At 63.1% G+C, this 24,057-nt stretch carries 21 protein-coding genes; 7 read left to right on the top strand and 14 right to left on the bottom strand.

From position 1 onward, the window contains the following. Positions 1-9 precede the first annotated feature (9 nt). Positions 10-1,467 (top strand): glutamate synthase subunit beta, encoded by a 1,458-nt coding sequence (locus MUU55_RS19565; protein ID WP_244762444.1) that lies wholly within the window; start codon positions 10-12, stop codon positions 1,465-1,467. 68 nt (positions 1,468-1,535) lie between these two features. Here MUU55_RS19565 and MUU55_RS19560 read toward each other — a convergent pair whose 3' ends face one another. Together MUU55_RS19560 and MUU55_RS19555 are read right to left on the bottom strand one after the other, a co-directional pair. Further along, positions 1,536-2,501: a calcium-binding protein gene (locus MUU55_RS19560; protein ID WP_244762443.1), complete on the bottom strand. Its 966-nt coding sequence runs from the start codon at positions 2,499-2,501 to the stop codon at positions 1,536-1,538. 42 nt (positions 2,502-2,543) lie between these two features. Next, positions 2,544-2,807, bottom strand: a complete 264-nt coding sequence (locus MUU55_RS19555; RefSeq protein WP_244762442.1) for a PepSY domain-containing protein — start codon at positions 2,805-2,807, stop codon at positions 2,544-2,546. Between the two features lie 110 nt (positions 2,808-2,917). Here MUU55_RS19555 and MUU55_RS19550 point away from each other — a divergent pair, with 110 nt between their 5' ends. The 3 genes from MUU55_RS19550 to MUU55_RS19540 are packed head-to-tail and all read left to right on the top strand — an operon-like array spanning position 2,918 to position 5,270. Further along, positions 2,918-3,265 (top strand): PepSY domain-containing protein, encoded by a 348-nt coding sequence (locus MUU55_RS19550; protein WP_244762441.1) that lies wholly within the window; start codon positions 2,918-2,920, stop codon positions 3,263-3,265. Beyond that, positions 3,265-3,930: a response regulator transcription factor gene (locus MUU55_RS19545; protein ID WP_244762440.1), complete on the top strand. Its 666-nt coding sequence runs from the start codon at positions 3,265-3,267 to the stop codon at positions 3,928-3,930. The genes MUU55_RS19550 and MUU55_RS19545 overlap by 1 nt, the downstream gene beginning before the upstream one ends. Next, positions 3,927-5,270, top strand: a complete 1,344-nt coding sequence (locus tag MUU55_RS19540; protein ID WP_244762439.1) for a sensor histidine kinase — start codon at positions 3,927-3,929, stop codon at positions 5,268-5,270. The genes MUU55_RS19545 and MUU55_RS19540 overlap by 4 nt, the downstream gene beginning before the upstream one ends. Before the next feature lies 1 nt (position 5,271). On the opposite strand, the gene MUU55_RS19535 is transcribed toward MUU55_RS19540, so the two are convergent. Together MUU55_RS19535 and MUU55_RS19530 are read right to left on the bottom strand one after the other, a co-directional pair. Further along, on the bottom strand, positions 5,272-6,417 hold the full coding sequence (locus MUU55_RS19535; protein ID WP_244762438.1) for an SGNH/GDSL hydrolase family protein: 1,146 nt from the start codon (positions 6,415-6,417) through the stop codon (positions 5,272-5,274). 133 nt (positions 6,418-6,550) lie between these two features. Beyond that, positions 6,551-7,771, bottom strand: a complete 1,221-nt coding sequence (locus tag MUU55_RS19530) for a lytic murein transglycosylase (RefSeq protein ID WP_244762437.1) — start codon at positions 7,769-7,771, stop codon at positions 6,551-6,553. 201 nt (positions 7,772-7,972) lie between these two features. Here MUU55_RS19530 and galU point away from each other — a divergent pair, with 201 nt between their 5' ends. Further along, positions 7,973-8,860 carry a UTP--glucose-1-phosphate uridylyltransferase GalU gene (gene galU / locus MUU55_RS19525; RefSeq protein ID WP_244762436.1) on the top strand — a complete coding sequence of 296 codons (888 nt, stop codon included), beginning with the start codon at positions 7,973-7,975 and terminating at the stop codon, positions 8,858-8,860. Here the strand turns inward: galU and MUU55_RS19520 are convergent, their stop codons facing one another. Then, positions 8,861-10,351: an outer membrane beta-barrel protein gene (locus tag MUU55_RS19520; RefSeq protein ID WP_244762435.1), complete on the bottom strand. Its 1,491-nt coding sequence runs from the start codon at positions 10,349-10,351 to the stop codon at positions 8,861-8,863. A gap of 148 nt (positions 10,352-10,499) precedes the next feature. On the opposite strand from MUU55_RS19520, the gene MUU55_RS19515 reads away from it, so the two are divergent. Then, the gene (locus MUU55_RS19515; RefSeq protein WP_244762434.1) at positions 10,500-11,495 is read left to right on the top strand and encodes a KpsF/GutQ family sugar-phosphate isomerase; all 996 of its coding nucleotides are present in this window, start codon (positions 10,500-10,502) and stop codon (positions 11,493-11,495) included. A 3-nt stretch (positions 11,496-11,498) separates the two neighbouring features. Here the strand turns inward: MUU55_RS19515 and MUU55_RS19510 are convergent, their stop codons facing one another. The 9 genes from MUU55_RS19510 to MUU55_RS19470 all read right to left on the bottom strand — a co-directional run bounded on the left by MUU55_RS19510 (position 11,499) and on the right by MUU55_RS19470 (position 22,250). Beyond that, the gene (locus MUU55_RS19510) at positions 11,499-11,954 is read right to left on the bottom strand and encodes an NfeD family protein (RefSeq protein WP_244762433.1); all 456 of its coding nucleotides are present in this window, start codon (positions 11,952-11,954) and stop codon (positions 11,499-11,501) included. 2 nt (positions 11,955-11,956) lie between these two features. Beyond that, a complete protein-coding gene (locus tag MUU55_RS19505; RefSeq protein ID WP_244762432.1) occupies positions 11,957-12,994 on the bottom strand; it encodes an SPFH domain-containing protein in 1,038 nt (345 codons plus the stop codon). A 100-nt stretch (positions 12,995-13,094) separates the two neighbouring features. Beyond that, positions 13,095-14,126 (bottom strand): ferrochelatase, encoded by a 1,032-nt coding sequence (gene hemH / locus MUU55_RS19500; protein ID WP_244762431.1) that lies wholly within the window; start codon positions 14,124-14,126, stop codon positions 13,095-13,097. 151 nt (positions 14,127-14,277) lie between these two features. Next, positions 14,278-16,272, bottom strand: a complete 1,995-nt coding sequence (locus MUU55_RS19495) for a 5'-nucleotidase C-terminal domain-containing protein (RefSeq protein WP_425314199.1) — start codon at positions 16,270-16,272, stop codon at positions 14,278-14,280. 204 nt (positions 16,273-16,476) lie between these two features. Next, a complete protein-coding gene (omp10, locus tag MUU55_RS19490) occupies positions 16,477-16,848 on the bottom strand; it encodes an outer membrane lipoprotein Omp10 (RefSeq protein WP_244762429.1) in 372 nt (123 codons plus the stop codon). A gap of 170 nt (positions 16,849-17,018) precedes the next feature. Continuing rightward, entirely contained in the window at positions 17,019-18,470 is a 1,452-nt protein-coding gene (locus MUU55_RS19485; RefSeq protein ID WP_244762428.1) for a homospermidine synthase, read from the bottom strand. A gap of 130 nt (positions 18,471-18,600) precedes the next feature. After that, a complete protein-coding gene (locus MUU55_RS19480; protein ID WP_244762427.1) occupies positions 18,601-19,236 on the bottom strand; it encodes an aminotransferase class IV family protein in 636 nt (211 codons plus the stop codon). Continuing rightward, positions 19,221-20,378: an aminodeoxychorismate synthase component I gene (locus MUU55_RS19475; RefSeq protein WP_244762426.1), complete on the bottom strand. Its 1,158-nt coding sequence runs from the start codon at positions 20,376-20,378 to the stop codon at positions 19,221-19,223. Before MUU55_RS19475 ends, MUU55_RS19480 begins: the two co-directional genes overlap by 16 nt. A gap of 18 nt (positions 20,379-20,396) precedes the next feature. After that, on the bottom strand, positions 20,397-22,250 hold the full coding sequence (locus MUU55_RS19470; protein ID WP_244762425.1) for a M3 family oligoendopeptidase: 1,854 nt from the start codon (positions 22,248-22,250) through the stop codon (positions 20,397-20,399). 163 nt (positions 22,251-22,413) lie between these two features. Between MUU55_RS19470 and MUU55_RS19465 the strand changes: the two genes are divergently transcribed. Then, the gene (locus tag MUU55_RS19465; protein WP_244762424.1) at positions 22,414-23,952 is read left to right on the top strand and encodes a sigma-54-dependent transcriptional regulator; all 1,539 of its coding nucleotides are present in this window, start codon (positions 22,414-22,416) and stop codon (positions 23,950-23,952) included. Positions 23,953-24,057: the final 105 nt, after the last annotated feature.

Raw genomic sequence — 24,057 nt, 5'->3', positions numbered from 1 at the left:
ATTATTGACGTGGGCAAGGTTACTGGTTTCATGGAAATCGACCGGCAGGTGGCGAAGTATCAGCCGGCCTCCGACCGCATCCGCCACTTCCGCGAATTCACCATCCCGATGTCGGACCCCGAGGTCCAGAAGCAGGCCGCGCGCTGCATGGACTGCGGTATTCCCTATTGCCACGGCCCGACCGGGTGTCCGGTGCATAACCAGATCCCCGACTGGAACGATCTGGTCTACAACGGCAACTGGGAAGACGCGATCCGCAACCTGCATTCGACCAACAACTTCCCGGAATTCACCGGCCGCGTCTGCCCCGCACCCTGCGAGGAGGCCTGCACGCTGAACCTCGAGGATGCGCCTGTTTCGATCAAGACCGTCGAGCAGGCGATCGCCGACAAGGCCTATGAGATGGGCTATATCGTGCCGCAGCCGGCAACGGTGAAGACCGGCAAGAAGGTCGCCGTCATCGGTTCCGGCCCCGCCGGCATGGCTGCTGCCCAGCAGCTCGCCCGCGCCGGCCATGAAGTGCATCTCTTCGAGCGCGAATCCAAGGCCGGCGGCCTGCTGCGCTACGGCATTCCGGACTTCAAGATGGAGAAGAACTTCATCGACCGTCGCGTCGACCAGATGCGCGGCGAGGGCGTGACTTTCCATTACGGCGTCAATGTCGGCGTCGACAAGCCGATGGACGAGATGCTCGCCGAGCATGATGCCGTGCTCTATTGCGGCGGCTCGGAAACCCCGCGCGATGCCGGCATTCCTGGCGTCGATTTTGCCGGCGTGCATGATGCCATGCCCTATCTCGTGCAGCAGAACCGTCGCGTCGGCCGCGAAAACATCGACAGCGTCGGCTGGCCGTCGGATCCGATCGTCGCCGGCGGCAAGCACATCGTCGTCGTCGGCGGTGGCGATACGGCCTCGGACTGCGTCGGCACGGCATTCCGCCAGGGCGCCGTCAAGGTCACGCAGCTCGACATCCGCCCGCAGCCGCCGGAAAAGGAAGACAAGCTCGCCGTCTGGCCGTTCTGGGCGACGAAGATGCGCACCTCCTCCTCGCAGGCCGAGGGTGCCGTGCGAGAGTTCCAGGTCGGCACGCTCGAATTCGTCGGCGACGAGGACGGTGTTCTGACCGGCGTGAAGTGCTGCCAGGTGGATGATCGCCGCAAACCGATTGCCGGCACGGAATTCATCATCAAGGCCGACCTCGCCTTCATCGCCATCGGCTTCCGCGGTCCCTTTACCGACAGCGTGCTGAAGGACCTCGGCAGCAAGCTTGCCATCAACACCGACAAGCGCGGTTCGTCCAATGTCATCGCCAATGACCGCGACTACAAGACCTCGGTCGACAAGCTCTGGACGGCCGGCGACGTGCGTCGCGGTCAGTCGCTGGTTGTCTGGGCGATCCGCGAAGGCCGCCAGGCCGCGCGCGCCATCGACGAGGCCCTGATGGGGGCGACCACGCTGCCGCGCTAAGCTGCCCGGGAATACGAAGAAGGGCGCGCCGGGAAGCCGGCGCGCCCTTTTTGCTTTTGCAAGGGGGCTTAGACGAAGAGGAAGTCGGAGGCGGAGAGGTTGGCGAGCTTGGTATCTTCGAGGCGAAGTTCCTGTTTACCGAAGTCGAAGACCAGGTCTTCACCGCCATCGGCGGTGCGGGCGAATGCGGCGAGATCGTTAAAGTCGGTGGCGCCGAGCGATTTTGCAATCTCGATCTTGTCGTAGCCTATCTGGAAATCCTCGATTTCGGACTTGCCCGTCATGAAGACGAAGGTATCCCGGCCGGCGCCGCCCTCGAGTTCGTTGATGCCCGAGCCGCCATAGAGCCGATCGTTGCCGGCACCGCCGTCGAGATCGTCATTGCCGGCGCTGCCTGCAAGATAGTCGTTGCCCGAGCCACCGTTCAGCCGATCGTTGCCATCGCCGCCATAGAGCTTATCGTTGCCGGCATCGCCGTTCAGCCTGTCGTTGCCGCCCAGGCCCTGGAGCTTGTCGTTTCCGTCACCGCCGGAAATCGTGTTGGCCTTGTTGTTGCCGATGCGCGTATCATTGCCCGACAGCGCGTCCTTCGGCTCGGTGGTATCGACGTTCTGGAAGACGAAATGGCCTGCCTTCAGGCTGGCAAGTTTGGTGTCCTCGAGTGTCAGGGTGTTGCCCTTGCCGAAGTCGAAACGCACGTCTTCGCCGTTGTCGATAACCCTGGCAGTCTTCATCAGATCGGCGAAGGACGTGACGCCGAGCTTGGTGTCGATGACGATCTTGTCGTCGCGGCTGGAGAAGTCGTCGATCTCGTCCCGGCCGCTGGAGAAGATGAAGGTGTCGCGGCCGGCTCCGCCGGTCAGTTCGTCGTCACCCGTGCCACCGGACAGCCGGTCGTTGCCTGCGCCGCCATTCAGGTCGTCGTCGCCACCGAAGCCGAACAACTTGTCATTGCCGGCGTAGCCGTAGATGTCGTCAGCGGTAGACTTGCCCTTGAGCGTGTTTGCGGCGGAGGTGCCGGTGATCTTTGCCATGAGAATTATCCTTTATGAATGAATGCGTTCGGGGAGTGAGGATCAGTGCTTGCGCTCGAGGCGCAGGATTTCGCCGGTGTAGCCGTCGATCTTGGCTTCGCTGACGATGTTTTTGGGGTCGACCACGGTCGCTTCGAAATGACCGTCGTCCATTTCGATCTCGCGGATCGCATACCCCTTGGCGGAGAGTTCCGTGACCACCTGTTCCAGCGTTTTGCGGCTGGGTGCGGTCTCGGCCGAGACGGGGGCGGCAATGGCGAAGCCCGCGAGGCTCGCGGCGAGAAGGCCGATCGTTATGGTGCGCATGGGCAGGTCCTTTCCTGTGATGTCGAAAAGGGGTTTGCCATGCAGCGCCTGTCGCTTCCCTGACAGCGCCTGTCAGCGATTTGTCAGCTTCATCCGCGTATGACAGTAATATGATCAAGAAGCTTCTTTCTCCCCTTCCGACGGCTCTCGTCTTTCTGCTGGCCTTTTCGCTTGCCCCTTCCATCGGTGCGCCGGTGGATGGCAACAGCGATGACGACGATGACGCGCTGGAGCACGAGCAGGCGCGGCTCGCGCTCGAGCAGGGGCTCGTACGTCCCCTGGAGGAGATCATTGCGGAGGCCCGCAAACACGTTCAGGGCGATCTGATCGAAGTCGAGCTTGAGCGTGAGGATGGGCGCTATATATACGAACTGGAATTCATCCAGCCGTCCGGCCAGATCATCGAACTGCAGCTCGATGCCAAGTCGATGGCGATCATCGAGGACGATGCCGACTGATGCGCCTGCTTCTCGTCGAGGACGATGCCCGTATAGCAGCCGACATTTCCGCCGTTCTGACGGGAGCCGGCTACACCGTCGAGACCGCGTCCGACGGTGAGGACGCCTGGTTCCTGGGCGATACCGAAGATTATGACCTCGTCGTGCTCGATCTCGGCCTGCCGGGTCTGGACGGCATGTCGGTTCTGAAGCGCTGGCGCGGCAACGGTCGCCATATGCCGGTGCTCGTGCTGACGGCGCGGGGCAGCTGGGCCGAGCGTGTCGAGGGGATCGACGCAGGCGCGGACGACTATCTGCCGAAACCCTTCCAGTTCGAGGAACTGCTGGCCCGGGCGCGGGCGCTGATCCGCCGTTCCGTCGGGCTTGGTGCCGCGACGATCGCCGTCGGGCCGCTGACGATCGATACGCGCGCCATGCGCGTCAGCGTCAATGGTGTGCCGCAAACCTTGACGCCGCTTGAATACCGCCTCGTCAGCTATCTCGGCCACCACCGGGATCGCATCGTGCCGCCGACGGAATTGCAGGAGCACCTCTACGGCGATGATTTTTCGCGCGACGCCAATGCGCTCGAGGCGCTGGTCGCGCGGCTGCGCAAGAAGCTGGGCGCGGTGGCGATCGGCACGCGCCGGGGCTTCGGCTACTATATGGGCGAAAGCGCGCCATGACGCGCCGTTCCCTGCGCCTGCGGCTTGCGCTTGCGGGTGCTGCTTCCATCATCGCCGCCCTCGTGGCGGCTTTCTTCGTTCTTTCCACCCTGTTCGAACGGCATGTGGAGCGGCGCATCGGCGCCGAGCTGGTTCTGCATCTCAACCAGATCATCGCCGGCCTTGCCGAGCAGCCGGGCTCGGCGCTCGATCTCGTCAAGCCGCCGGTCGATCCGCGCTTCGACCGGCCCCTCTCCGGCCTCTACTGGCAGATCGAGGGTGAGGGAAAGCGCCTGCGCTCGCGTTCGCTATGGGACGACGTGCTCACCCTGCCGGATGTCGCTGTCGGTGGCGTTCATATGGAAACCGTCGCCGGCCCCGGCGACGCCACGCTCCTGCTGGTCGAGCGCGCGGTGGTGACACCGGCGCGGGCCGGCGCAAAGCCGCTACGGGTCGCGGTCGCTATTGACCGGTCCGATATTTCCCGCGCAACCGATGAATTCGAAGGCGATCTGCTGCCCTATCTCCAGGCGCTTGCGGCTCTGCTGCTGGCCGCGAGCCTTGTGCAGATCGTCGTCGGCCTCAGGCCTCTGGCAACGCTGACGCAGCGGCTTTCCGCCATCCGCGCCGGCAAGGCGGAGCGGCTTGGAAGTGATTTTCCGGATGAGGTCCTGCCGCTGACCGGCGAGGTGGATGCGCTTCTGCAATCGCGCGAAAACCAGCTGCGCAAGGCGCGTGAACGCGCAGCCGATCTGGCGCACGGTTTCAAGACGCCGCTCCAGATCCTGTCCGGCGATGTGCTGAGGCTGCGCGAGCGCGGCGAGGAAGGGGTCGCGCGCGATATCGAGGCGATCATCCTGCGCATGCGCCGCCATGTAGACCATGAAATGGCGCGTGCGCGCCAGGCCGAGCGCGGTCACACGGCCCGCAGCGATCTTGGCCGGGTCGCCGGGCAGGTGGTGAGTGTGGTCTCGCGCACGCCGGCCGGCCGGGATCTCGACTGGCAGCAGGAGATCGAGCCGGGGCTGCTTGTGCGGATCGATGCCGAGGACCTCGCGGAAATCCTCGGCAGCCTCGCGGAGAACGCCGCCCGCTATGCGCGCACGACCGTGTGCATTTCCGGCAGCACGGACGAGGGCCTCGCGATCATCGAGGTCACCGACGACGGCCCTGGCATACCGGAAAGCGAGATCGGTTTCGTGCTGAAGCGTGGCGGCCGCCTGGATACGACCAGCGAGGGCGCGGGACTGGGGCTTGCCATCGTTGAAAGCTTTGTCGAGGAGGCGAACGGCACGCTGCTGCTCGAAAATCGCAATCCGGGTCTGCGCGCCCGGATCACGCTGCCGCGGATTGTCACCTAGATCAGGGTGTTGCGGTTTTTTTCACGCGAAAATCATCGACGCGGCCCAGCGGCGCATCGGCGATTTCGCCCTTTTCGACCAGCTTTTCGCGCAGGCTCTTGCCATTGCCCTTGAGAACCGCGCCGCCGAGCAATGCGGTGCCGCTGTCGAGGGCGGGGTCGGCAAGGCCGATGGGTTGCGTCTTGGTGATTTCCGCATCTTCCGCCGATGGTGTCGCGACGATGAGGTCCTTGAGGTCACCCTGCTGACTGACGCCGGAGGCGGCATCGCCGAGCACGCGGCGGATCTCCTTTTCCACATAGAAGGCAAGTTTGCGCTTGCCGGCCTTGGTGAAATTGATGCCGTCGGAGCCGCGCAGGCGCACTTGCTGGCCGTTGATGTCGGAACCCGACGTGATGAACTTGCCGTTCTCGTCGACGAACCCGTCCCAGATGTCGATGAACTCCCCGCCCGTCTTCTCCACGCCGGCGCGATAGAGGTTGTTGAGCGTCGTCATGTCGGCGGTCTGTGCGGAAGACTGGAAGGCGGGCATGCCGATCCAGAGCAGCGGCTTGCCATCCTTGCGCACCAGGCCTGCGATACGGTCTACCCGGGCCTCGTATTCCTTCGTCCAGGCGTCGGAGCGGAACTTTTCCTTCGCGCCGGCGACAGCCATCTGCTGACGGTCGTTTGCACCCATGCTGACGACGACAAGGGCAGGTTTGGTTTCCGACAGAAGGCCGGGCAACATGGCAGGCCAGTCGTAATAGTCGTCACGCACGATGCCGGAGGAGCCGTTCGTGCGGCGCTCGACGACGATGCCGGGTGTTTCCTCGAAAGCGGCGATCAGGCCTTCGCCAAGGCTGCCGGCGATGAAATCGCCCACGACGAGAACCACCTTGGCATCCGGCAGCTTCTCGACGGCGGCCGGCTGGGGCGTCGTTGCGACGGCGGCTGGCTGCTTTTTCTTGCGGTTGACGGCGCGTGGTTTTCTGATTTGCGGCTCTGGTTCGATTTCCCGGCGCTTCGGCGTCCCGAAGAGAAGCTGGAGAATCGATTTGCGCTGTACGCGCTCCTGGGCGCTCGCAGGCACGACCGGTGTTGCAACGCTTGCCGCAACGGCAAAAGCGAGAATGAGGCGCACAATCCGGGTCGTCGTCATGCTCATCGCGAACGTCTCTCGTCTTCTCCACGATCCTGCCGAAGCGTGGTGGCGGCATGATGGCAAAAGCCGGCGGCAAGAGGAAGCGCCTGAAAGCAAAAGGGGCGCCGAAGCGCCCCGATTTCGTCTGTGCGTAAAATTATCGGCGCAGGACCTTCAGCAGCTTCTGGCTCGGCTCGCCATCGGCGTCCATGCCCATGCGGTTCTGGAAGGCCTGGATTGCTGCCTTCGAACCGGAGCCGAAATTGCCGTCGACCTCGCCTTCATAGTAGCCGAGTTCCTTCAGGCGCGTCTGCAGCTCGAACTTCTCCGTCATGTCCAGCGTGCCGTCCGGGCGGGGCCAGCGCTGCTTGACGCCGCTGTATCCGGCGATCTGGTCGGCCAGCATGCCGACGCCCATGGCGTAGGAATCCGACGCATTGTAGCGCTTGATCACGAAGAAATTCTTGGTCATCAGGAAGCCCGGTCCGCCATTGGCAGGCAGTTTCAGCTCGGCACGGTCGGAACCGTTCTTGAAGCCGCTGCCGTTCGGACGCAGGAAGCCGAGCTTGGCCCACTGGGCGAGCGTCTTGGTCTGGCCGGAATATTTGCTGCCGCCCGTGGGCACGACGATCTCGTAGCCCCAGGTCTTGCCGCCCTGCCAGCCGTTCTTGGCAAGCAGGTTGGCGGCCGTCGCCAGCGCATCGGGAATCGAGTTCCAGATGTCGCGGTGGCCGTTGCCATCGGCGTCGATGGCATAAAGCAGATAGCTCGTCGGGATGAACTGGGTGTGGCCCATGGCGCCGGCCCAGGAGCCGGTCATGTCGCCGGCAGCGATATCGCCGCGCTGGATGATCTTCAGCGCCGCGATCAGCTGCGTGCGGGCATATTTTCCGCGCTTCTTGTCGGCATAGGCGAGCGTCGCCAGCGCACGAGGCACATAGTGCAGCCGGTCGTCCTTCTTCAGCACTTCGCCGTAGTTCGATTCCATCGACCAGATGGCGAGCAGGATGTTGCGATCGACGCCGAAATGACGCTCGAGGGCCGCCAGCGTGCGGCCGTGTTTGGCGGCCATTTCCTGGCCGATGCGCACGGTATAGGGGTTGACGCGCGAATCGAGATAATCCCAGATCTTGTGCTTGAATTCCGGCTGGTAGGCCGCCTTTTCGAGCACGTCGGGATCAGGCGTCTTCACGCCGGAAAAGGCGCGCTGATAGGTCGATTTGCTGATGCCGGCGTCCGACGCCGTCTGGTAGAAGTCGGCGATCCATTTCTGGAAGCCGGCATCGGCGCGGGCGACGGTCGCCTGGGCGAAAAGCCCCGCCGAGAGGAGCAAGGTAAGCGCAGATCGGCGCAGAACGGTCTTCAGATTCTGTGTCATCGGCTGTCGTGTCCGTTTCTCAAATTTCGGTACGATGGCGCGGAACCACCGGCTGAACGCAAAACTTATAAAAACGAAGTCAACAAATTCTTTACCATCAAACTTTTGTCTCGTCTCTCTTTGCAAAAAAATAGCAATTGGATTCTAATTCCACAGATATGGATCCCGGCCATGACGGCGGCGGGCTCGAAGAGGTGAAAAATGTCGCAGACACGTAAGGTTCGCAAAGCAGTGTTTCCAGTGGCCGGTCTCGGCACCCGCTTCCTCCCGGCCACCAAGGCCGTGCCGAAGGAGATGCTGACCGTCGTGGACAAGCCTGTCATCCAGTACGTCGTCGACGAGGCACTGGACGCCGGCATCGAACACCTCATCTTCGTCACCGGCCGCTCCAAAGCGGTCATCGAGGACTATTTCGATATCCAGGTGGAGCTGGAGCAGACGCTGCGCCAGCGCAACAAGACCGCCGAACTGACATTGCTGGAAAGCATCCTTCCGGTGGCGGGCTCGACGAGCTTCACGCGCCAGCAGGAGCCGCTTGGTCTCGGCCATGCCGTCTGGTGCGCCCGTGAGCTGGTCGGCAACGAACCTTTCGCGCTGCTTTTGCCCGACATGATCATGAAGGCCGAGAAGGGCTGCATGAAGGGCATGGTCGAACTGTTCGAGCATAGCGGCGCGAACGTCATCGCCGTCGAGGAATGCGCGCCCGACCAGGCCCACAAATACGGCATCGTCGGTGTCGGGGAGAAGGTCGGTGATGGCTTCGCCATAACGAAGATGGTCGAGAAGCCGGCGCCGGGCACCGCGCCCTCCAATTTCTTCATCAACGGCCGCTACATCCTCCAGCCGGAGATCTTTCCGATTCTTGCCAATCAGGAGCGCGGCGCCGGCAATGAGATCCAGCTGACGGATGCCATGGTGCGGCTTGCAAACGACCAGCAGTTCGCCGCCTATCACTTCCGCGGCGAGACCTATGACTGCGGCGCCAAGGATGGCTTCATTCTTGCCAATATCGCCTTTGCGCTGGCGCGCGCCGATATCCGCCCGTCGGTTGAAGGCCCGCTGAAGCAGCTTGTTGCCAGCCTGAAATAGTCAGCGGCGCAGCACAAGCCCGATGCCGGCGCGCGTGACGCCGGTGTCGGATGCTCTCGCCTGGCGGGTCAGCTCGTAGGAGACGTCGCCGGTCACGGCGAGCCAGCGATTGATGTTCCAGGTCAGGCCCGTGCCGATCAGGTAGATGTTCTGGTCGGGACCGAGTTCCGTCGGCAGATTGCGCCACGTATAGGCCGCGCTGAGGCGGGCGACGAGATTGTCGCGCAGTTCGTGCGTCAGTTCCGCATTCGCCGCGTAGCTGACATAGCCGCTCTGGCCGCCGGCCGTCGAGGGTTCGATCTGCGTCTGCAGGCCGAGCCGGAGATCCGTGCCGCGCTGCGGTGACCAGAAGACCGATCCGTCGACCGTCAGGGCGCGGATCGTATCAAGGCGGTTGTCGTCGAACGAGGCCTGCTCGTAGCCGAGGCCGAGATCGCCGCGCAGTTTTTCCCCAAGGTCCACTTCCACGCCGGCGCGCGCGCCCAGAGTGGTGGCCGAGCGCTCGTAGCCGAGCGAATCGGTCTTGTCGTCGTAGAACGAGCGTCCGACGGAAGCCTCCAGATACGGAATGAGGGCGGGTGAAAGCTCGTAGCCGATGCGGCCCGTCACGGTCGCTTCCGTATAGTTGCGGTCGGAAAGATCGAGCCTGCTGCCGTCGCTCAGCGTTGCTGAGCCATAGGTCCGGCGCTCGAGTTCCGTGCCGAGCGTGCCGCGGATGAGGCCGAAATCGCGCGTGACGCGCGCGCCGCCCGTCAGGGTCTGCACGCCGGACTGGGCGCTGGCCCCATCGACGGCGTTGGGATCGTTGGAGCTTTCCCGTTCGAAGGCGTAACCGCCGGTAATGTTGACGATCGTATCGTCGCTGAGGTCGAGCCTGAGGTCGCCGTTGATGCGCAGCTGCGGCTCGGTTTCGCCGGTGCCGCTGAGATTGCGCTGGTAGATGCCATCGGCATCGATGGTGAGCTGGTGACGCGACCAGTCAGAGGTCAGCGAACCCCGGATGCCGGTCTGGGAGAAGGTGCGGCTCGTCGCGGTGCTGCCGGAGCGGTTGCGTTCATATCCCAGGCCCTGTGTCAGGGAGGGTTTCAGCACGAAGGTACCGAGGCGGATGCCGGTCGGCTCGTAGGGATCGCCGTCGGGGCTGCGCACATTGTCGACGGTCCCTTCCGGCAGATTCAGCCGCTCGGCTTCCGGATCGGTGCGCCGGATCGCTCCGGTCAGATCGTCGTCGGCCGCTGCGGCCTGCTGATCGGCGATAAGGGCGGGTTGCGCCGCCGTCCCGGCCGTTGTTTCCGTGGCGATGGCGCCCGTGCCGGCCTGGACCTGAATCTGGTTCGGCAGCGGGTTGCTGAAAGTATCGGCGGTGCTCGTGGCATCCTGGGCAAGGGCGGGCATGGCTGCAAGCATCGTTCCGGCGAGCAGAAGCCCGGCCAGACGCCGCGATTGGCGGGACTGGGCAGTCCCGCGATCCATTCCGTGTGCCTCTGCCATGATTGCGGCCTGCGATCTTTCCGAATTTCCTAAGCGAACGTAAACCGTTGTGGTTAACGCTTGGTTGAGAAAGCGGGATTCACCTGCCGTAACGGGCTGCCTTCATTCGTGCATGGACAATGACAGACAAAGGGTCTAACGAGGCCGAATGATCAAGAGACAGGCAAAAGTTGACGGCAACGGCGCTATTGCGTCCGCAATCCGTACCGTCGAAACCGAAAAAGCAGGGCTTGTCGCCCTTTCGGCCGCGCTCCAGGGCGGGCTCTATGACGCTTTCTGCGAGGCGGTACGCCAGATCGGCGATATCAGCGGGCGTGTCGTGGTGACAGGCATCGGTAAATCGGGCCATATCGGCGCGAAGATCGCGGCGACTTTCGCCTCGACCGGTACTCCGTCCTTTTTCGTGCATCCTGTCGAAGCCAACCATGGCGATCTCGGCATGATCGCGCGCGACGACGTCATCCTCGCCATGTCGTGGAGCGGTGAAAGCGCCGAGCTTCAGGGCATCATCAACTATTCCCGCCGCTTCCAGATCCCGTTGATCGCCATCACCTCCGGCGAGCGCTCGGCGCTGGCGCGGGAGGCCGATACGCTTCTCCTGCTGCCGAAGGAACAGGAAGCCTGCCCGCATGGGCTTGCGCCGACGACCTCGACGCTGATGCAGCTTGCACTCGGCGATGCGCTCGCGGTTGCCCTGCTCGAAGCCCGCGGTTTCAGCGCGACGGATTTCAAAACCTTCCATCCCGGCGGCAAGCTGGGGGCGAGCCTCTCGCATGTCGGCGATATCATGCACAGCGGCGAGAACATGCCGTTGGTGGCCCTCGGCACATCCATGCCGGATGCCGTCATGACGCTCGCCCAGAAGCGTTACGGTTGCGTCGGCGTCGTCAATGACCAAGGCATCCTGGTCGGCATCGTCACGGATGGCGACATTGCCCGCAATCTGACGCGCAATCTTGCCGAGCTTGATGTCGACGACGTGATGACGCGCAATCCGAAGACGGTGAAGCCTGCGACGCTGGCGACATCGGCCCTCGGCCTGCTCAACCAGCACAACATTTCCGCACTGCTGGTCACCGATGAGGCGTTCCGCCCCATCGGCGTCGTGCATTTCCACGACCTGCTCAGGATCGGCGTCGCCTGATCCCTATAGCGGCTCGACCGTGAGATCGCGGCCATTGCTTGCCGTGACCCGCACGCGTGTGCCGACCGGCAGGTCCGGCCCCTGAACGCTCCACATCGTATCATCGAGACGGATGCGGCCGCGCCCTTCGGTGAGCGGCTGCTCCAGCGTCGCCGTGCGCCCGACGAGGCTTTGGCCGCGCTGGTTCAGGTGCGGCTGGTCGGAGGCCAGGCGGGCGCTGACGATCCGGCGGCCGATGAACAGCGACACGAGTGAAAGGGCCGCGAAAACCAGCCACTGAACATGCCATGTCCAGAATCCTGCTTCCCACAGCAGCAGCGAAAGCGCGCCGGTGATGATCGCCGCAACGCCGATCCAGACCAGGAAAACGCCGGGCATCAGCACTTCGAGGATCAGAAGGACGATCCCCAGAACCCACCATGCCCAGGGACCGAGTTCCGTGACTATGCGCTGGATCATGCTCACGTTCCCTGCGGCGGCGTGTCGAACGGGCTGCGGAAGGCGGGTGTGGAGGCGGTCGTGGTCGTGACCGGCGTCTGGCGCGCGCGCGCTGTGTTGACCGGCTGAGCGGCAGAGCCGTCACCGCCGAAGACTTCCCGCGCGATGGCGCCGATGCCGCCGAGTGAGCCGATCAGCGAGGAGGCTTCCATCGGCATCAGCACGATCTTGGAATTGTTCGCCTTGCCGATAGCGGCCATGGCCTCGGTGTATTTCTGCGCGACGAAGTAGTTGATCGCCTGCACGTTGCCGGCGGCGATGGCTTCCGAGACCATCTTCGTCGCCTTGGCTTCGGCCTCGGCGAGACGTTCGCGCGCCTCGGCGTCGCGGAAGGCGGCTTCGCGCGTGCCTTCGGCCTCGAGGATGGCGGACTGCTTGGCGCCCTCGGCGCGGAGAATCTGCGCGTTGCGCGAACCCTCTGCTTCCAGCACCTGCGCGCGCTTCTCGCGCTCGGCCTTCATCTGGCGGGCCATCGAATCGACGAGATCCTTCGGCGGCGCGATGTCCTTGATCTCGACGCGGGTGATCTTCACGCCCCACGGATGGGCGGCTTCATCGACGACGCGCAGCAGCTGGTCGTTGATCTTGTCGCGGTTGGACAGGAGCTCGTCGAGATCCATCGAGCCCATGACCGAGCGGATGTTGGTCATGGTGAGGTTGATGATGGCGTGCTGCAGATTGGCGACCTGATAGGCGGCCTGGGCGGGGTTGAGGATCTGGTAGAAGGCGACCGCATCGGAGGCGACGCTGGCATTGTCGCGGGTGATGACTTCCTGCTGGGGAATGTCCAGCACCTGTTCCATGACATTCATCTTGGCGCCGATGCTGTCGATGAGCGGCACGATGAAATTGAGGCCGGGCTGTAGGGTGCTGGTATATCGGCCGAAGCGCTCCACCGTGTACTGATAGCCTTGAGGCACGGTCTTGATCCCCTTGAACAGCAGGAAGAGGACAAAAAGCACGATGACGATGACGAAAATATCCGGGCCGGACAGTTCCATGTTTTCTTTCTCCAACAGACAACGATGCGGCGCGGCGCCACTCTAGGGAATACGGCTCGCGATGCCAGTCTATTTGGACGGGAAAAGGATTTATCCCGGATCAGATCCAGCCGGCGAGTTCGCGCCGCACGACTTTCTCCAGAACAGCCATGCCTTCAGCAGAATCGTTCAGACAGGGAATATGGGCGAATTTCTCGCCGCCATTGTGCAGGAAGCTTTCGGCCGCCTGCTCGGCGATCTCTTCCAGCGTTTCCAGGCAATCGGAAACGAAGCCGGGATTGAGCACGGCGATGCGCTTGATGCCGTCCTGCGCCAGCTTCTCGACCGTCTTGTCCGTATAGGGCTGCAGCCATTCTTCCGGTCCAAAGCGGGACTGGAAGGTGATCACCAGCTTCTCCTCCGACCAGCCGAGCCGTTCGCGCAACAGGCGCGCGGTCTTCTGGCACTGACAGTAATAGGGATCGCCCTTGTCGAAATAGCTTTGCGGAATGCCATGGAAGGAAGTCAGCACGCGCTCCGGTTCCCAGTCGAGCGTCGCCAGGTGCTTTTCGATCGAGACGGCGAGCGCGTCGATATAGGTCGGGTCGTCGTGATAGGGCGGCACGGTGCGCAGCGCCGGCTGCCAGCGCTGCTTGAGCAGGAATTCGAAGGCCTTGTCGTTGACGGTGGCGGTCGTCGCTGCCGCATATTGCGGATAGAGCGGGAAGACCAGGATGCGTTCGCAGCCCTGCTTCTGGAGAACTTCCATGCGCGAGGCGATCGACGGCTGGCCGTAGCGCATGGCCCAGTCGACGACGACATGGCTGTGTTCGGCGAGCGAAGCAGCCATCAGTTCGGCCTGGCTGCGGGTATAGGTGCGCAGGTAGCTCTCGTTCCGGTCCTTGTTCCAGATCATCTCGTAGGCCTTGCCGACCTTGCCGGGGCGCGTGTTGAGCACGATGCCGAACAGGATCGGATACCAGGCGATCTTCGGCCATTCGATGACGCGCTTGTCCGTCAGGAATTCCTTCAGGTAGCGGCGCATGGAGGTGTAGTCGGTTCCGTCGGGCGTGCCGAGATTGACGAGCAGGACGCCGACCTTGCCGTGCTTGACGGGCGGATGGCTGGCGGGCTTGGCGGCGATGTCCTGCATGTTTCGGTCCTGTGCGTGCGGGGTTTCGGTCAGTGTTCTTCTACGCGGCGAGGAGCCGTTCGGTTCGGAATGTTTCTAAAAAGAAATGCCGGTCCGGGAAAGCCCGGACCGGCAGAAATAGTGGAGACAAATTGTCCTTATTCGCCGGGCCCTATTTTGCGGGGATGGAAAGCTCATTGCCGACATGCAGCGCGCGCGGACGCGGATTGCCGTTGGCTTCCGCGATCTTGCGCCACAGCGTGCCGTCGCCATAGGCGGCCTTGGCGAGGTCCCACAGCGTGTCGCCGCGCGCGATAATATGCTTGCCGCCCGCCGTTGCTGCTTCGCTTGTCGTCGTGGTCGCCGTCCCCTCGGTCGCAGACTTCGCAGTCGTGTCGGTCGAGGCCGCGGGTTTGGCTTCAGTCGTTGTTGCGGCGTCGGAAGCGGCGTCACCGGTCGTTGCAGCTCCCTCCGTCGATTTTGCAGCCGTCTCCGTCGATGTGGCCGGCTTTGCCTCGGTGCCGGTCGCGGCGTCGACCGTCGCAGGTGTCGACGCGGCAACTTCGGTTATGCGACCATCCGTGTAAGGCTTGTAGGGCTGGTGCGCGGCGAGATAGTCGGCGACGACCAGCTCCAGGTTCGGGCCGAAATCATAGGCGTTCTGGCCGAATTTCGCGAAGACCGAATAGCCGTCACCGCCCGAGCGCATATAGTTGTTCGAGACGACGCCGTAGATCTTGGCCGGATCGAGCGGTACGAAGGCATCGCCTTCTTTCACCTCGACGGAAACGACACGGCTGCCCGCCGGCTTCGACTTGTCGAAGGAATATTTCAGGCCGGAGACCTGCGGGAAGCGACCGGCACCCTCTTCGATCTGGCTAAGACCGTTTTCGAGGGCGGCGACGAGGTCGGAGCCCTTGAGCTGGAAGGTCGCGACCGTGTTCTGGAAGGGCAGGACGGAGATCACTTCGCCCATCGAGACCGGGCCGCCGTCGATGGAGGCGCGCAGACCGCCACCATTGGTGATGGCGATGGTGATGCCCTGATCCTTGGTGCGGTCGAGGATCGCGTCCGTCACGAGGTTGCCCATGGCGCATTCGGCGGCACGGCAGGTTTCGCGCGAGCCGTCGATCGGGGCTGAACTTTCCGCGACGATCTTATTCTTCAGCTCCTCGATCGGGCCGGAGAGTTCCTTGATGCGGGCGAGCACGGCTTCGTCCGGCTTGATCTTGGAATCGATCAGGATCGGCTCGCCGGAGGCTTCCTTCACCACGCCGGCATCGTCGAAGACGACCTTGAGATTGCCGAGATATTTCGTATAGGCGCCGGCCTGTACGACGGGCACCTTGTAACCACCGGGATTGTCGACCAGCGTCGGATAGGGGCCTTCCGCCTTGTCCGAGGTGTTGGACAGGAATGTGTTGGTGTGGCCGCCGACGACCACGTCGATGTCGGGGATCTTGGCGATCGCCGCAAGATCGCGCGGATAGCCGACATGGGTGAGTGCGATGATCTTGTCGACGCCCTGCTTCTTCAGTTCGGCGACGGCGGCGGTGATATCGGCGACGTCGTCGCCGATCAGCACGTTCGGGCCGGGCGAGGAGAGTTCCGCCGTATCGTTGGCGACCGCGCCGACGATGCCGATCTTCTGGCCGCCCTGATCCAGCACGATGAAAGGTTTGATGCGGTCGCCGAGCTTCGAGCCCGCCCCGGCGGCGACATTGGCGGTGACGACAGGGAACTGGACCTTGTCGAGGAAGGTGGCGAGGCCGTCCTCGCTGTCGTCGAATTCATGGTTGCCGACGGTCATGGCGTCGAACTTCATGAGATTGAGGAATTCCGCTTCGGCCGCCCCCTTGTAGGTCGTGTAGAAGAGCGAACCCTGGAAATTGTCGCCGGCATTGAGGAGGAGCACGTTCTTGCCGGACAGCGCCTGGCGCTGGGCATCGATCGCAGCCTTCAGGCGTGCCACGCCGCCGAAGCATTCGCCCTTGCCCTCTTCTTCGGCCGAGCAGGTCGAATCGAACTTGTTGATCGCCTCGATGCGCGAATGCAGGTCGTTGATATGCAGGATGTTCAGCTCGTAGTCGGCGAGTGCCGAGCCGCTGGAGAGCGCGATGATGGAGGCGGCGAGAAAGCCGGATCGGAAAATCGTCATGGTCCTCATCTCCCTGTTTGTGCCGGCGCTGGAGAGCGCGGCAGGGGCCGTCCGTTGCTCCCTGAAGCGGAAACGGGACAGCCGGCCGAGCGGATGTTTTCACCGCTCGACGGCAACTTCAAGAGAAAAGAGGGTGGAGCGAAACCGGGCGAGGCTTATCAGCGGAAACGAAAAAAGGGCCTTGCGGCCCTTTCGTTCGATCTCTGCTTGACGTTACGCGCGGCGGGCGAGCGAGAACTGTGCGCCTTCGGCTGTCGTGCAGTTCAGCTGGCGCTGGCTGACGAGCGCGCAATTGACCTTGGACTGGGTGTTGCGCACCAGCGAGGTCATGTTGATCTCGACCAGCGTCGGTGACGTGTTGACATAGGTGCCGGATGCCAGCAGCTGGTTGGTATCCGTCGTGCGCGTCGAGAAGGTGCCAGCCTGGAAGGTGGAGACGATGCCGTTCGGATCGACCCAGGCACCCTCGACACCGGTCTGCTGCGGTTGCTGGATGGGAGGCAGATCGCGCGGTGCGCGGTCCGACTGGCAGGCGGCAAGCGCAACGGCGGCAGTCAGCAGGCTGAGGACTGTGATCGGCTTCATAGGGGTCTCCAGGGTCACGGCGGCAAGCCGCCCGTCCAATTCGGCAAACCATGCCGTGAAGAGCCTGCGAAAGCAAGATACGCCTGGTAGCGAACGGGCATTATCCCATTGAAAGCGAAGACGCCCGCGGTTTGGCCGCGGGCGTCTGGCATTCGGTTTTACAGGCCGGTTCAGCGAACGAGGATGTTCTTGAACTGCCACGGATCCTTCGTGTCGAGGTCTTCCGGGAAGAGGCCCGGACGGCCGTCGAGCGGGGTCCAGTCGGTGTAGTGGCCTTCGACCGGGCCGAGATAGGGCGTCTGCACTTCGAGGCAACGCTTGTAATCGACCTCGTCGGCCTCGACGATGCCGGCCTTCGGGTTTTCCAGCGCCCAGACCATGCCGGCGAGAACGGCCGACGTTACCTGCAGGCCTGTCGCATTCTGGTAGGGGGCGATGCGGCGGGTTTCTTCCAGCGACAGGCGCGAACCGTACCAGTAGGCGTTCTTGTCGTGGCCGTAGAGCAGCACGCCGAGTTCGTCGACGCCGTCGACCAGCTCGTTCTCGTCGAGAACGTGCAGGACCGGCTGCTGATTGCCGCCGTTGCCGAACATTTCGTGCAGCGAGATCACGGCATCATTGGCCGGGTGATAGGCATAGTGGCAGGTCGGACGGAAGGTGACGTGGCCGTCCTTGTCGCGCACCGTGAAGAAGTCGGCAATCGAGATCGACTCATTGTGAGTGACGAGGAAGCCGTATTGCGGGCCGGGCGTCGGGCACCAGGAGCGCACGCGCGTGTTGGCGCCGGGCTGCTCGAGATAGATCGCGGCCTTGCAGCCCTTCTTGTGCTTCTTGGCGTTCTTCGGCATCCATTCTTCATGGGTGCCCCAGCCGAGTTCGGCCGGCTGCAGGCCTTCCGAGATGAAGCCCTCGACCGACCAGGTGTTCCAGAAGGTGTTGAACGGCTTCGGGTTCTTGGTGCGCTGGGTGTCGCGTTCGGCGATGTGGATGCCCTTGACGCCGACCTTCTTCATCAGCTTTGCCCAGCCTTCGCGATCGTCCTGCGCGGGCTCTTCGAACTTGATGTCGAGATCGTTGGCGAGGTTCAGCAGCGCCTGCTTGACGAACCAGGAGACCATGCCGGGATTGGCGCCGCAGGTCGAAACGGCGGTGGTGCCGCCCGGGTTCTTTTCCTTCTCCTTGCGCAGCGTTTCGCGCAGGGCATAGTTCGTGCGGTCGGCGTTCTTCATGTCCTTGTCGAAATAGAAGCCGAGCCAGGGCTCGACGACCGTATCGATATAGAGAACGTCGAGCTTGCGGCACAGCTTCATCAGGTCGACGGAGCCGGTGTCGACCGACAGGTTGACGCAGAAACCCTGGCCTTCGCCTTCGGTCAGCAACGGCTTCAGCAGTTCCTTGTAGTTGTCCTTGGTGACATGGGCCTTGATGTGGCGCACGCCGTGGCGGGCATAGATTTCGGCGTCGGCGGCGTCTTCGCGCGGCTCGATGACGATCAGCCGGTTCCGGTCATACTTGAAGTGGCGCTCGATGAGCGGCAGGGTGCCGCGTCCGATCGAACCGAAGCCGATCATCACGATCGGGCCGGTGATTTCGCCATGTACCGGATAGGTGCTGTCTGCCATTTGGTTCTCCTGCGGACGGCCGCTTTGCGCTAAAATCGGGGCTTTGACGCGCCCCATAGCATAATGGCAGCGCTAGAGCACAGATTTCTGTCACAATAAAGGGAAAGCACGGTTTTCTGTAGCGCTATTCTTAACCGGCGTTAACCGCTCGGACAAACACGGCAGGGATGAGGCCGCGCAGCGAATTGCCGGCGAAGATTCGACCTTCCGAAAGGTCCTCCGGCCGCAGCCTCTTCTCGACGGCCATGCCTTTTTCGATGAGCTCCGCGCGCAGCACGCCAGCCAGCAGGCCGGCTGCCAGCGGCGGGGTTTTCAGAACGCCCGAACCGTCATCGACGAAAAGCGAGGTGATCGTTCCCTCGCAGAGATCGCCGTATTCGTTGAGAAGAATCACTTCGTCGGCCTCGAGCCCCGAAAACTCGGCGCGCGCCTGCATATAGACGTCGCGGCGGGAGGTCTTGTGACGCAGCAGCGGATCGGTTGAGGCAAGGCGGGTTTCGGCGATCTTCAGTTTCCATATCGTGCCGGGCGGCAGGGGCGTGAAGACGGCGGTCTGCACCTCGATCCGGCCATTGGGGAAGAGTTCGAGGCGAATGCGCAGGGGTGTCTCAGAGTGTGCAAGTCCGGACAGCGCGGCTTTTGCCTTTTCGGCGCCCTCCATTCCAAGGAGGTCCGCCGAATGTGCCAGCCGTGCCAGATGGCGTTCCAGCCGCACGAAGCCGGCCACGGGCTCCCAGCGCAGGGTCTCGATCAGCGAGAAATCCATTGGTCCCCCACGGCAAAGCGCGCCTTCAGCAGGCATTCCTCATATTCCGCCTCGGCGGTGGAATCGAACACGATGCCGCCGCCGACATTGAAGACGGCCTTGCCGTCCTCGAAAATCGATATGGTGCGGATGGCGACGTTGAAGCGCATCGTGCCGTCGGGTGCGATCATGCCGATGGCGCCGCAATAGGCGTCGCGCGGGCCGTCCTCCAGATCGTGCAGGATCTTCATGGCGCTCATCTTCGGTGCGCCGGTGATCGAGCCGCAGGGGAAGAGGGCGGCAAAGATATCGCGGATGGAGATGCCGGGCAGCAGCTTTGCCCGCACATGGCTCACCATCTGATGCACGGTCGGGTAGGTCTCGACAGCGAAGAGTTTGGGCACGTGAAGCGTGCCGACCTCCGAGATGCGCGAGATATCGTTGCGCAGGAGATCGACGATCATGCGGTTTTCCGCCTGCGACTTCGGATCGGCCTGCATGGCGGCGATGATGTCCGCATCTTCCGCCGGGTTTGCCCCGCGCGGCGCTGTGCCCTTCATCGGATGCGTCTCGATCCAGCCGTCTTTGTCGATGTCGAAGAACAGTTCCGGCGAGCGCGACAAGAGAAGCGGCCCGTCGAGCGAGACGAAGGCGCCGTAGCGCACCGGCTGGCGCTCGATCAGCGACCAGAAGGCGGCGAGCGGGTCGCCGGTCCAGCGGGCGCGGATCGGCATGGTGAGGTTCGCCTGGTAACAATCCCCCTCGCGCAGATGCCGATGCAGCCGATCGAAGCGGCTGCGATAGGTCTCGAAATCCCAATGCGCTTTCGGCTCGGTCAGGAACGGCTCGTTCTCGATGCGCTGGCGCGGCCTTGCCAGCGGATGGTCGTCCACAGGCTTTTCGAAAATCCCAAAGCTCATCAGCGGCGTCGGGCGGTTTTCCTCGGCGAAGGGAGCGAGCTTCTCCTCGAAGAGATGGCCGGCCTCATAGCTCATGAAGCCGGCGATCCAGTGGCCGTTGTCATGGGCCGCTTGCAGCGCCGCGAAGGCGGGTTCGAAGCCGGCGCGATCGCGCACGGTGACGACGGCGAGCGGATCGGCGAAAACCACCGTCCGGTCCTCGCGGTCGTCCCTGAGGAGCACAAAGCGTTCGCGATCGGTCATGCTGATGTCCGGCTTCTTTTAAGGGGAGGCCTTATCAAGCGCTTCCAACTCGTCGATTAGCCCCTCGATCATCGACAGTCCCTTGCTCCAGAACGACGGATCGCTGGCATCGAGGCCGAAGGGCTTCAGGAGCTCCGAGTGATGCTTCGTGCCGCCGGCCTTGAGCAGGTCGAAATACTTCGCCTGGAAGCCCGCATCGGCCTTTTGGTAGACGGCGTAGAGCGAGTTCACCAGGCAATCGCCGAAGGCGTAGGCATAGACGTAGAAGGGCGAGTGGATGAAGTGGGGGATATAGGCCCAGTAGGTCTCGTAGCCCTCGGAAATGCGGATCGCCGGGCCGAGGCTTTCGCCCTGCACGGAGAGCCAGAGTTCACCGATCTGTTCGGCGGTCAGCTCGCCCTCCTTGCGGGCAGTGTGCACCTTGCGCTCGAATTCGTAGAAGGCGATCTGGCGCACGACCGTGTTGATCATGTCCTCGACCTTCTGGGCGAGCATGGCCTTGCGTTCGCGCTTGTCCTTCGTCTTGTCGAGCAGGCTGCGGAAGGTCAGCATCTCGCCGAAGACGGAGGCGGTTTCGGCGAGCGTCAGCGGTGTGGAGGCCATCAGCGCACCCTGGCCGCCGGCCAGCACCTGATGCACGCCATGGCCGAGCTCATGGGCGAGCGTCATCACGTCGCGCGGCTTGCCCATGTAGTTGACGAGAACATAGGGGTGCGCGGAGGGCACCGTCGGATGGGCGAAAGCGCCGGGCGCCTTGCCGGGGCGGACCGGCGCGTCGATCCAGCCCTTGTCGAAGAACTTTTTCGCGATGTCGGCCATTTCGGGCGCGAAAGCGCCGTAGGCGGAGAGCACGGTGTCGCGCGCCTCGGTCCACGGGATCACCGCATCGGGTGTCTCGGGAAGGGGCGCATTGCGATCCCAGAACTCCATCTGCTCCATTCCGAGCCACTTCGCCTTCATCGCATAGTAGCGGTGCGACAGGCGCGGATACGCTTCGCGCACGGCTTCCGCCAGCGCCGCGACCACTTCCGGCTCGACGCGGTTGGCCAGATGGCGGCTGTCGGCGATGTCCTCGAAGCCGCGCCAGCGGTCGGAGATTTCCTTGTCCTTGGCAAGCGTGTTGGTGATCAACGAGAAGGTGCGGATGTTGTCCTGGAAGGTTTTTGCCAGCGCCTGCGCGGCCTCGCGGCGCGCCTCCCGGTCGGGCGACTGGAGCTGGTTGAGGGCGATTTCGAGCGGCAGTTCCTCGCCGTCGATCGTGTAGCGCAGCGAGGCCATGGTTTCGTCGAACAGGCGGTTCCAGGCGGCGGCACCGGTCATCGACTTTTCGAGGAAGAGCTGCTCGGTCTTGTCGTCGAGCTGGTAGGGCTTGTCCTTGCGCAGGTCCTCGATCCACGGGCGGTAGTGTGCCGCCAGAGCGTCGTTGGTCAGCGCCGCTTCGATGCGCTCGTCCGCTATCCTGTTGAGTTCAAGCGAGAAAAACAGGAGATGCGCGCCGAGATCGGTCAGCTTCGCCTGCACGTCACCATAGAATTTGCCGTTGGCGGGTTCGGTCGTGTTGGTGAAATAGGTGAGGCCGGCGAAGGAGATGAGGCGACCCATCACGTCTTCCAGCGCCTCGAATTCCTTGACGGCCGCGCCGATGCCCTCATCGCCATTTTTTTCCGTGGCGGCGTCGAGCTTGCCCTTCCACCTGGCTTCGAAGGCGAGGGTTTCCGCCTCGGCCTTCTTCATGTCGCCGGTAAATTCCGCAGAGGTCTGCGAAGGATAGAGATCGCCAAGGTTCCAACCGGGGAGGTCGCCCAGCTCGGCGCTTGCGGCGGCGTCCGCCGGAGCGAAGGTGATCCGGGGTGCGGGGAAATTACGCGTCATCTCTATCTCTCTTCCTGGTGGGCAGATCGGCCCCTTGCTTGCGTCGGCATTGGTTAAAATGCAAGCCTTTCTCAAAACGGCATGTTCAACCCTTCCTGTCATGGTCCGCTGGTGTTCAGTTCCCTTCGGCGTGCATGACGCACGCCTGGGCAAGGAGGTTCCAGTGACGGCCCATATTCTTGTCATCGACGATGATCCTGTCCAGCGCAGGCTGTTGAAGAACATGATCGAGCGCTCCGGCCACGTCGCCCATATGGCGGAAAACGGTCGCGCGGGGCTCGACATGCTCGATCGCAAGGGCGGTCTGATCAATGTCATCCTGCTCGACCTGATGATGCCGGAAATGAACGGTTCGGCCTTTCTCGACGCGCTCGCCGAGCGCGAGAACACGATCCCGGTGATCGTGCAGACGGGACAGGGCGGCATCGAGACCGTCGTCATGGCCATGCGCGCCGGCGCCTTCGACTTCGTGGTGAAGCCGGTTTCTCCCGAACGCCTCGGCGTTGCCATCGGAAATGCCTTGAAGGTCGACCAGCGCGAGGGCCGCGGCCGCGGCGGGCGCCGTGGACGCAGCGAGACCGTGCAGTTCGATGACATCGTTTCGGCAAGCTCCGAAATGCTGCGCGTCATCGAGCTCGGCCGCCGCGCCGCCCAGTCGAACATTCCCGTCGTGCTGGAAGGTGAATCGGGCGTCGGCAAGGAAATGGTGGCCCGCGCCATCCAGGCCGGCAGCGACCGCGCCCACAAGCCTTTCGTCACCGTCAATTGCGGTGCGATCCCGCATAATCTCGTCGAAAGCATTCTTTTCGGCCACGAGAAGGGCGCCTTTACGGGGGCCACGGAGCGCCACACGGGCAAGTTCATGGAGGCCGACGGCGGCACGCTGTTCCTCGACGAGATCGGCGATCTGCCGCTCGACGTGCAGGTCAAGCTCCTGCGCGCCGTGCAGCAGGGCGAGATCGAGACGATCGGCGCGCGTTTCCCGCAGAAGGTCAACGTCCGCCTCATCTCGGCGACCAATCGCGACCTCATCAACGAGGTGCGCGAAGGTCGCTTCCGTGAAGACCTCTATTATCGCCTCAACGTCTTCCCGATCACCATCCCGGCGTTGCGCAAGCGCAAGGAGGACATTCCGGTCCTGGTGCGCGCCTTCGTGCAGCGGTTTGCCGGCGAGCAGAAACTCGCCCGCCCGCTCAGCGTTTCGGCCGGCGCGATGGCGCTTCTGACGGCCTATGACTGGCCGGGCAACATCCGCCAGCTGGAAAACGCCATCTTCCGCGCGGTCGTGCTTTCCGAGGGGGCGGAACTCAATGCCGCCGACTTCCCGCAGATCGCAGCGCAGGTACCGGGCTACGGCCTTGCCGAAGACGGCGCGGTGACCTGGGAAGCGGCATCCACACGCCCCTCGGAGCCCTCAAGCGACACCCGCCTGCCGAGTGTCTATCCGGATTTCCGGCCGAACGAATCAGCCTCAACCGATGTTCACGGCGCGCCCGACAATGCCATTCCGAGCGTCGACAAAGGCGGCCACGTACGCAAACTCGCCGATGTGGAGGAGGAACTCATCCGTTTTGCCTTGAAATTCTATCATGGCCAGATGAGCCAGGTTGCCCGCAAATTGGGCATCGGCCGCTCGACCCTCTATCGCAAACTCAAGGATTACGGCATCGATCCGGACAATCCGTTGAAGGAAGCTGCGTAAAAACCGTTGGAATCCCGGCCGTTTGAGATTTCGCGATTGCCGTTTATTCCCTGTTAGTGGATTGTTCACTATAACGGGTGCGCGTTGAAGAGTGTGGCGGATTTG

Source organism: Shinella curvata (assembly GCF_022899935.1).
GTDB lineage: Bacteria > Pseudomonadota > Alphaproteobacteria > Rhizobiales > Rhizobiaceae > Shinella > Shinella curvata.
This window is presented reverse-complemented; position numbering and strand designations above follow the sequence as displayed.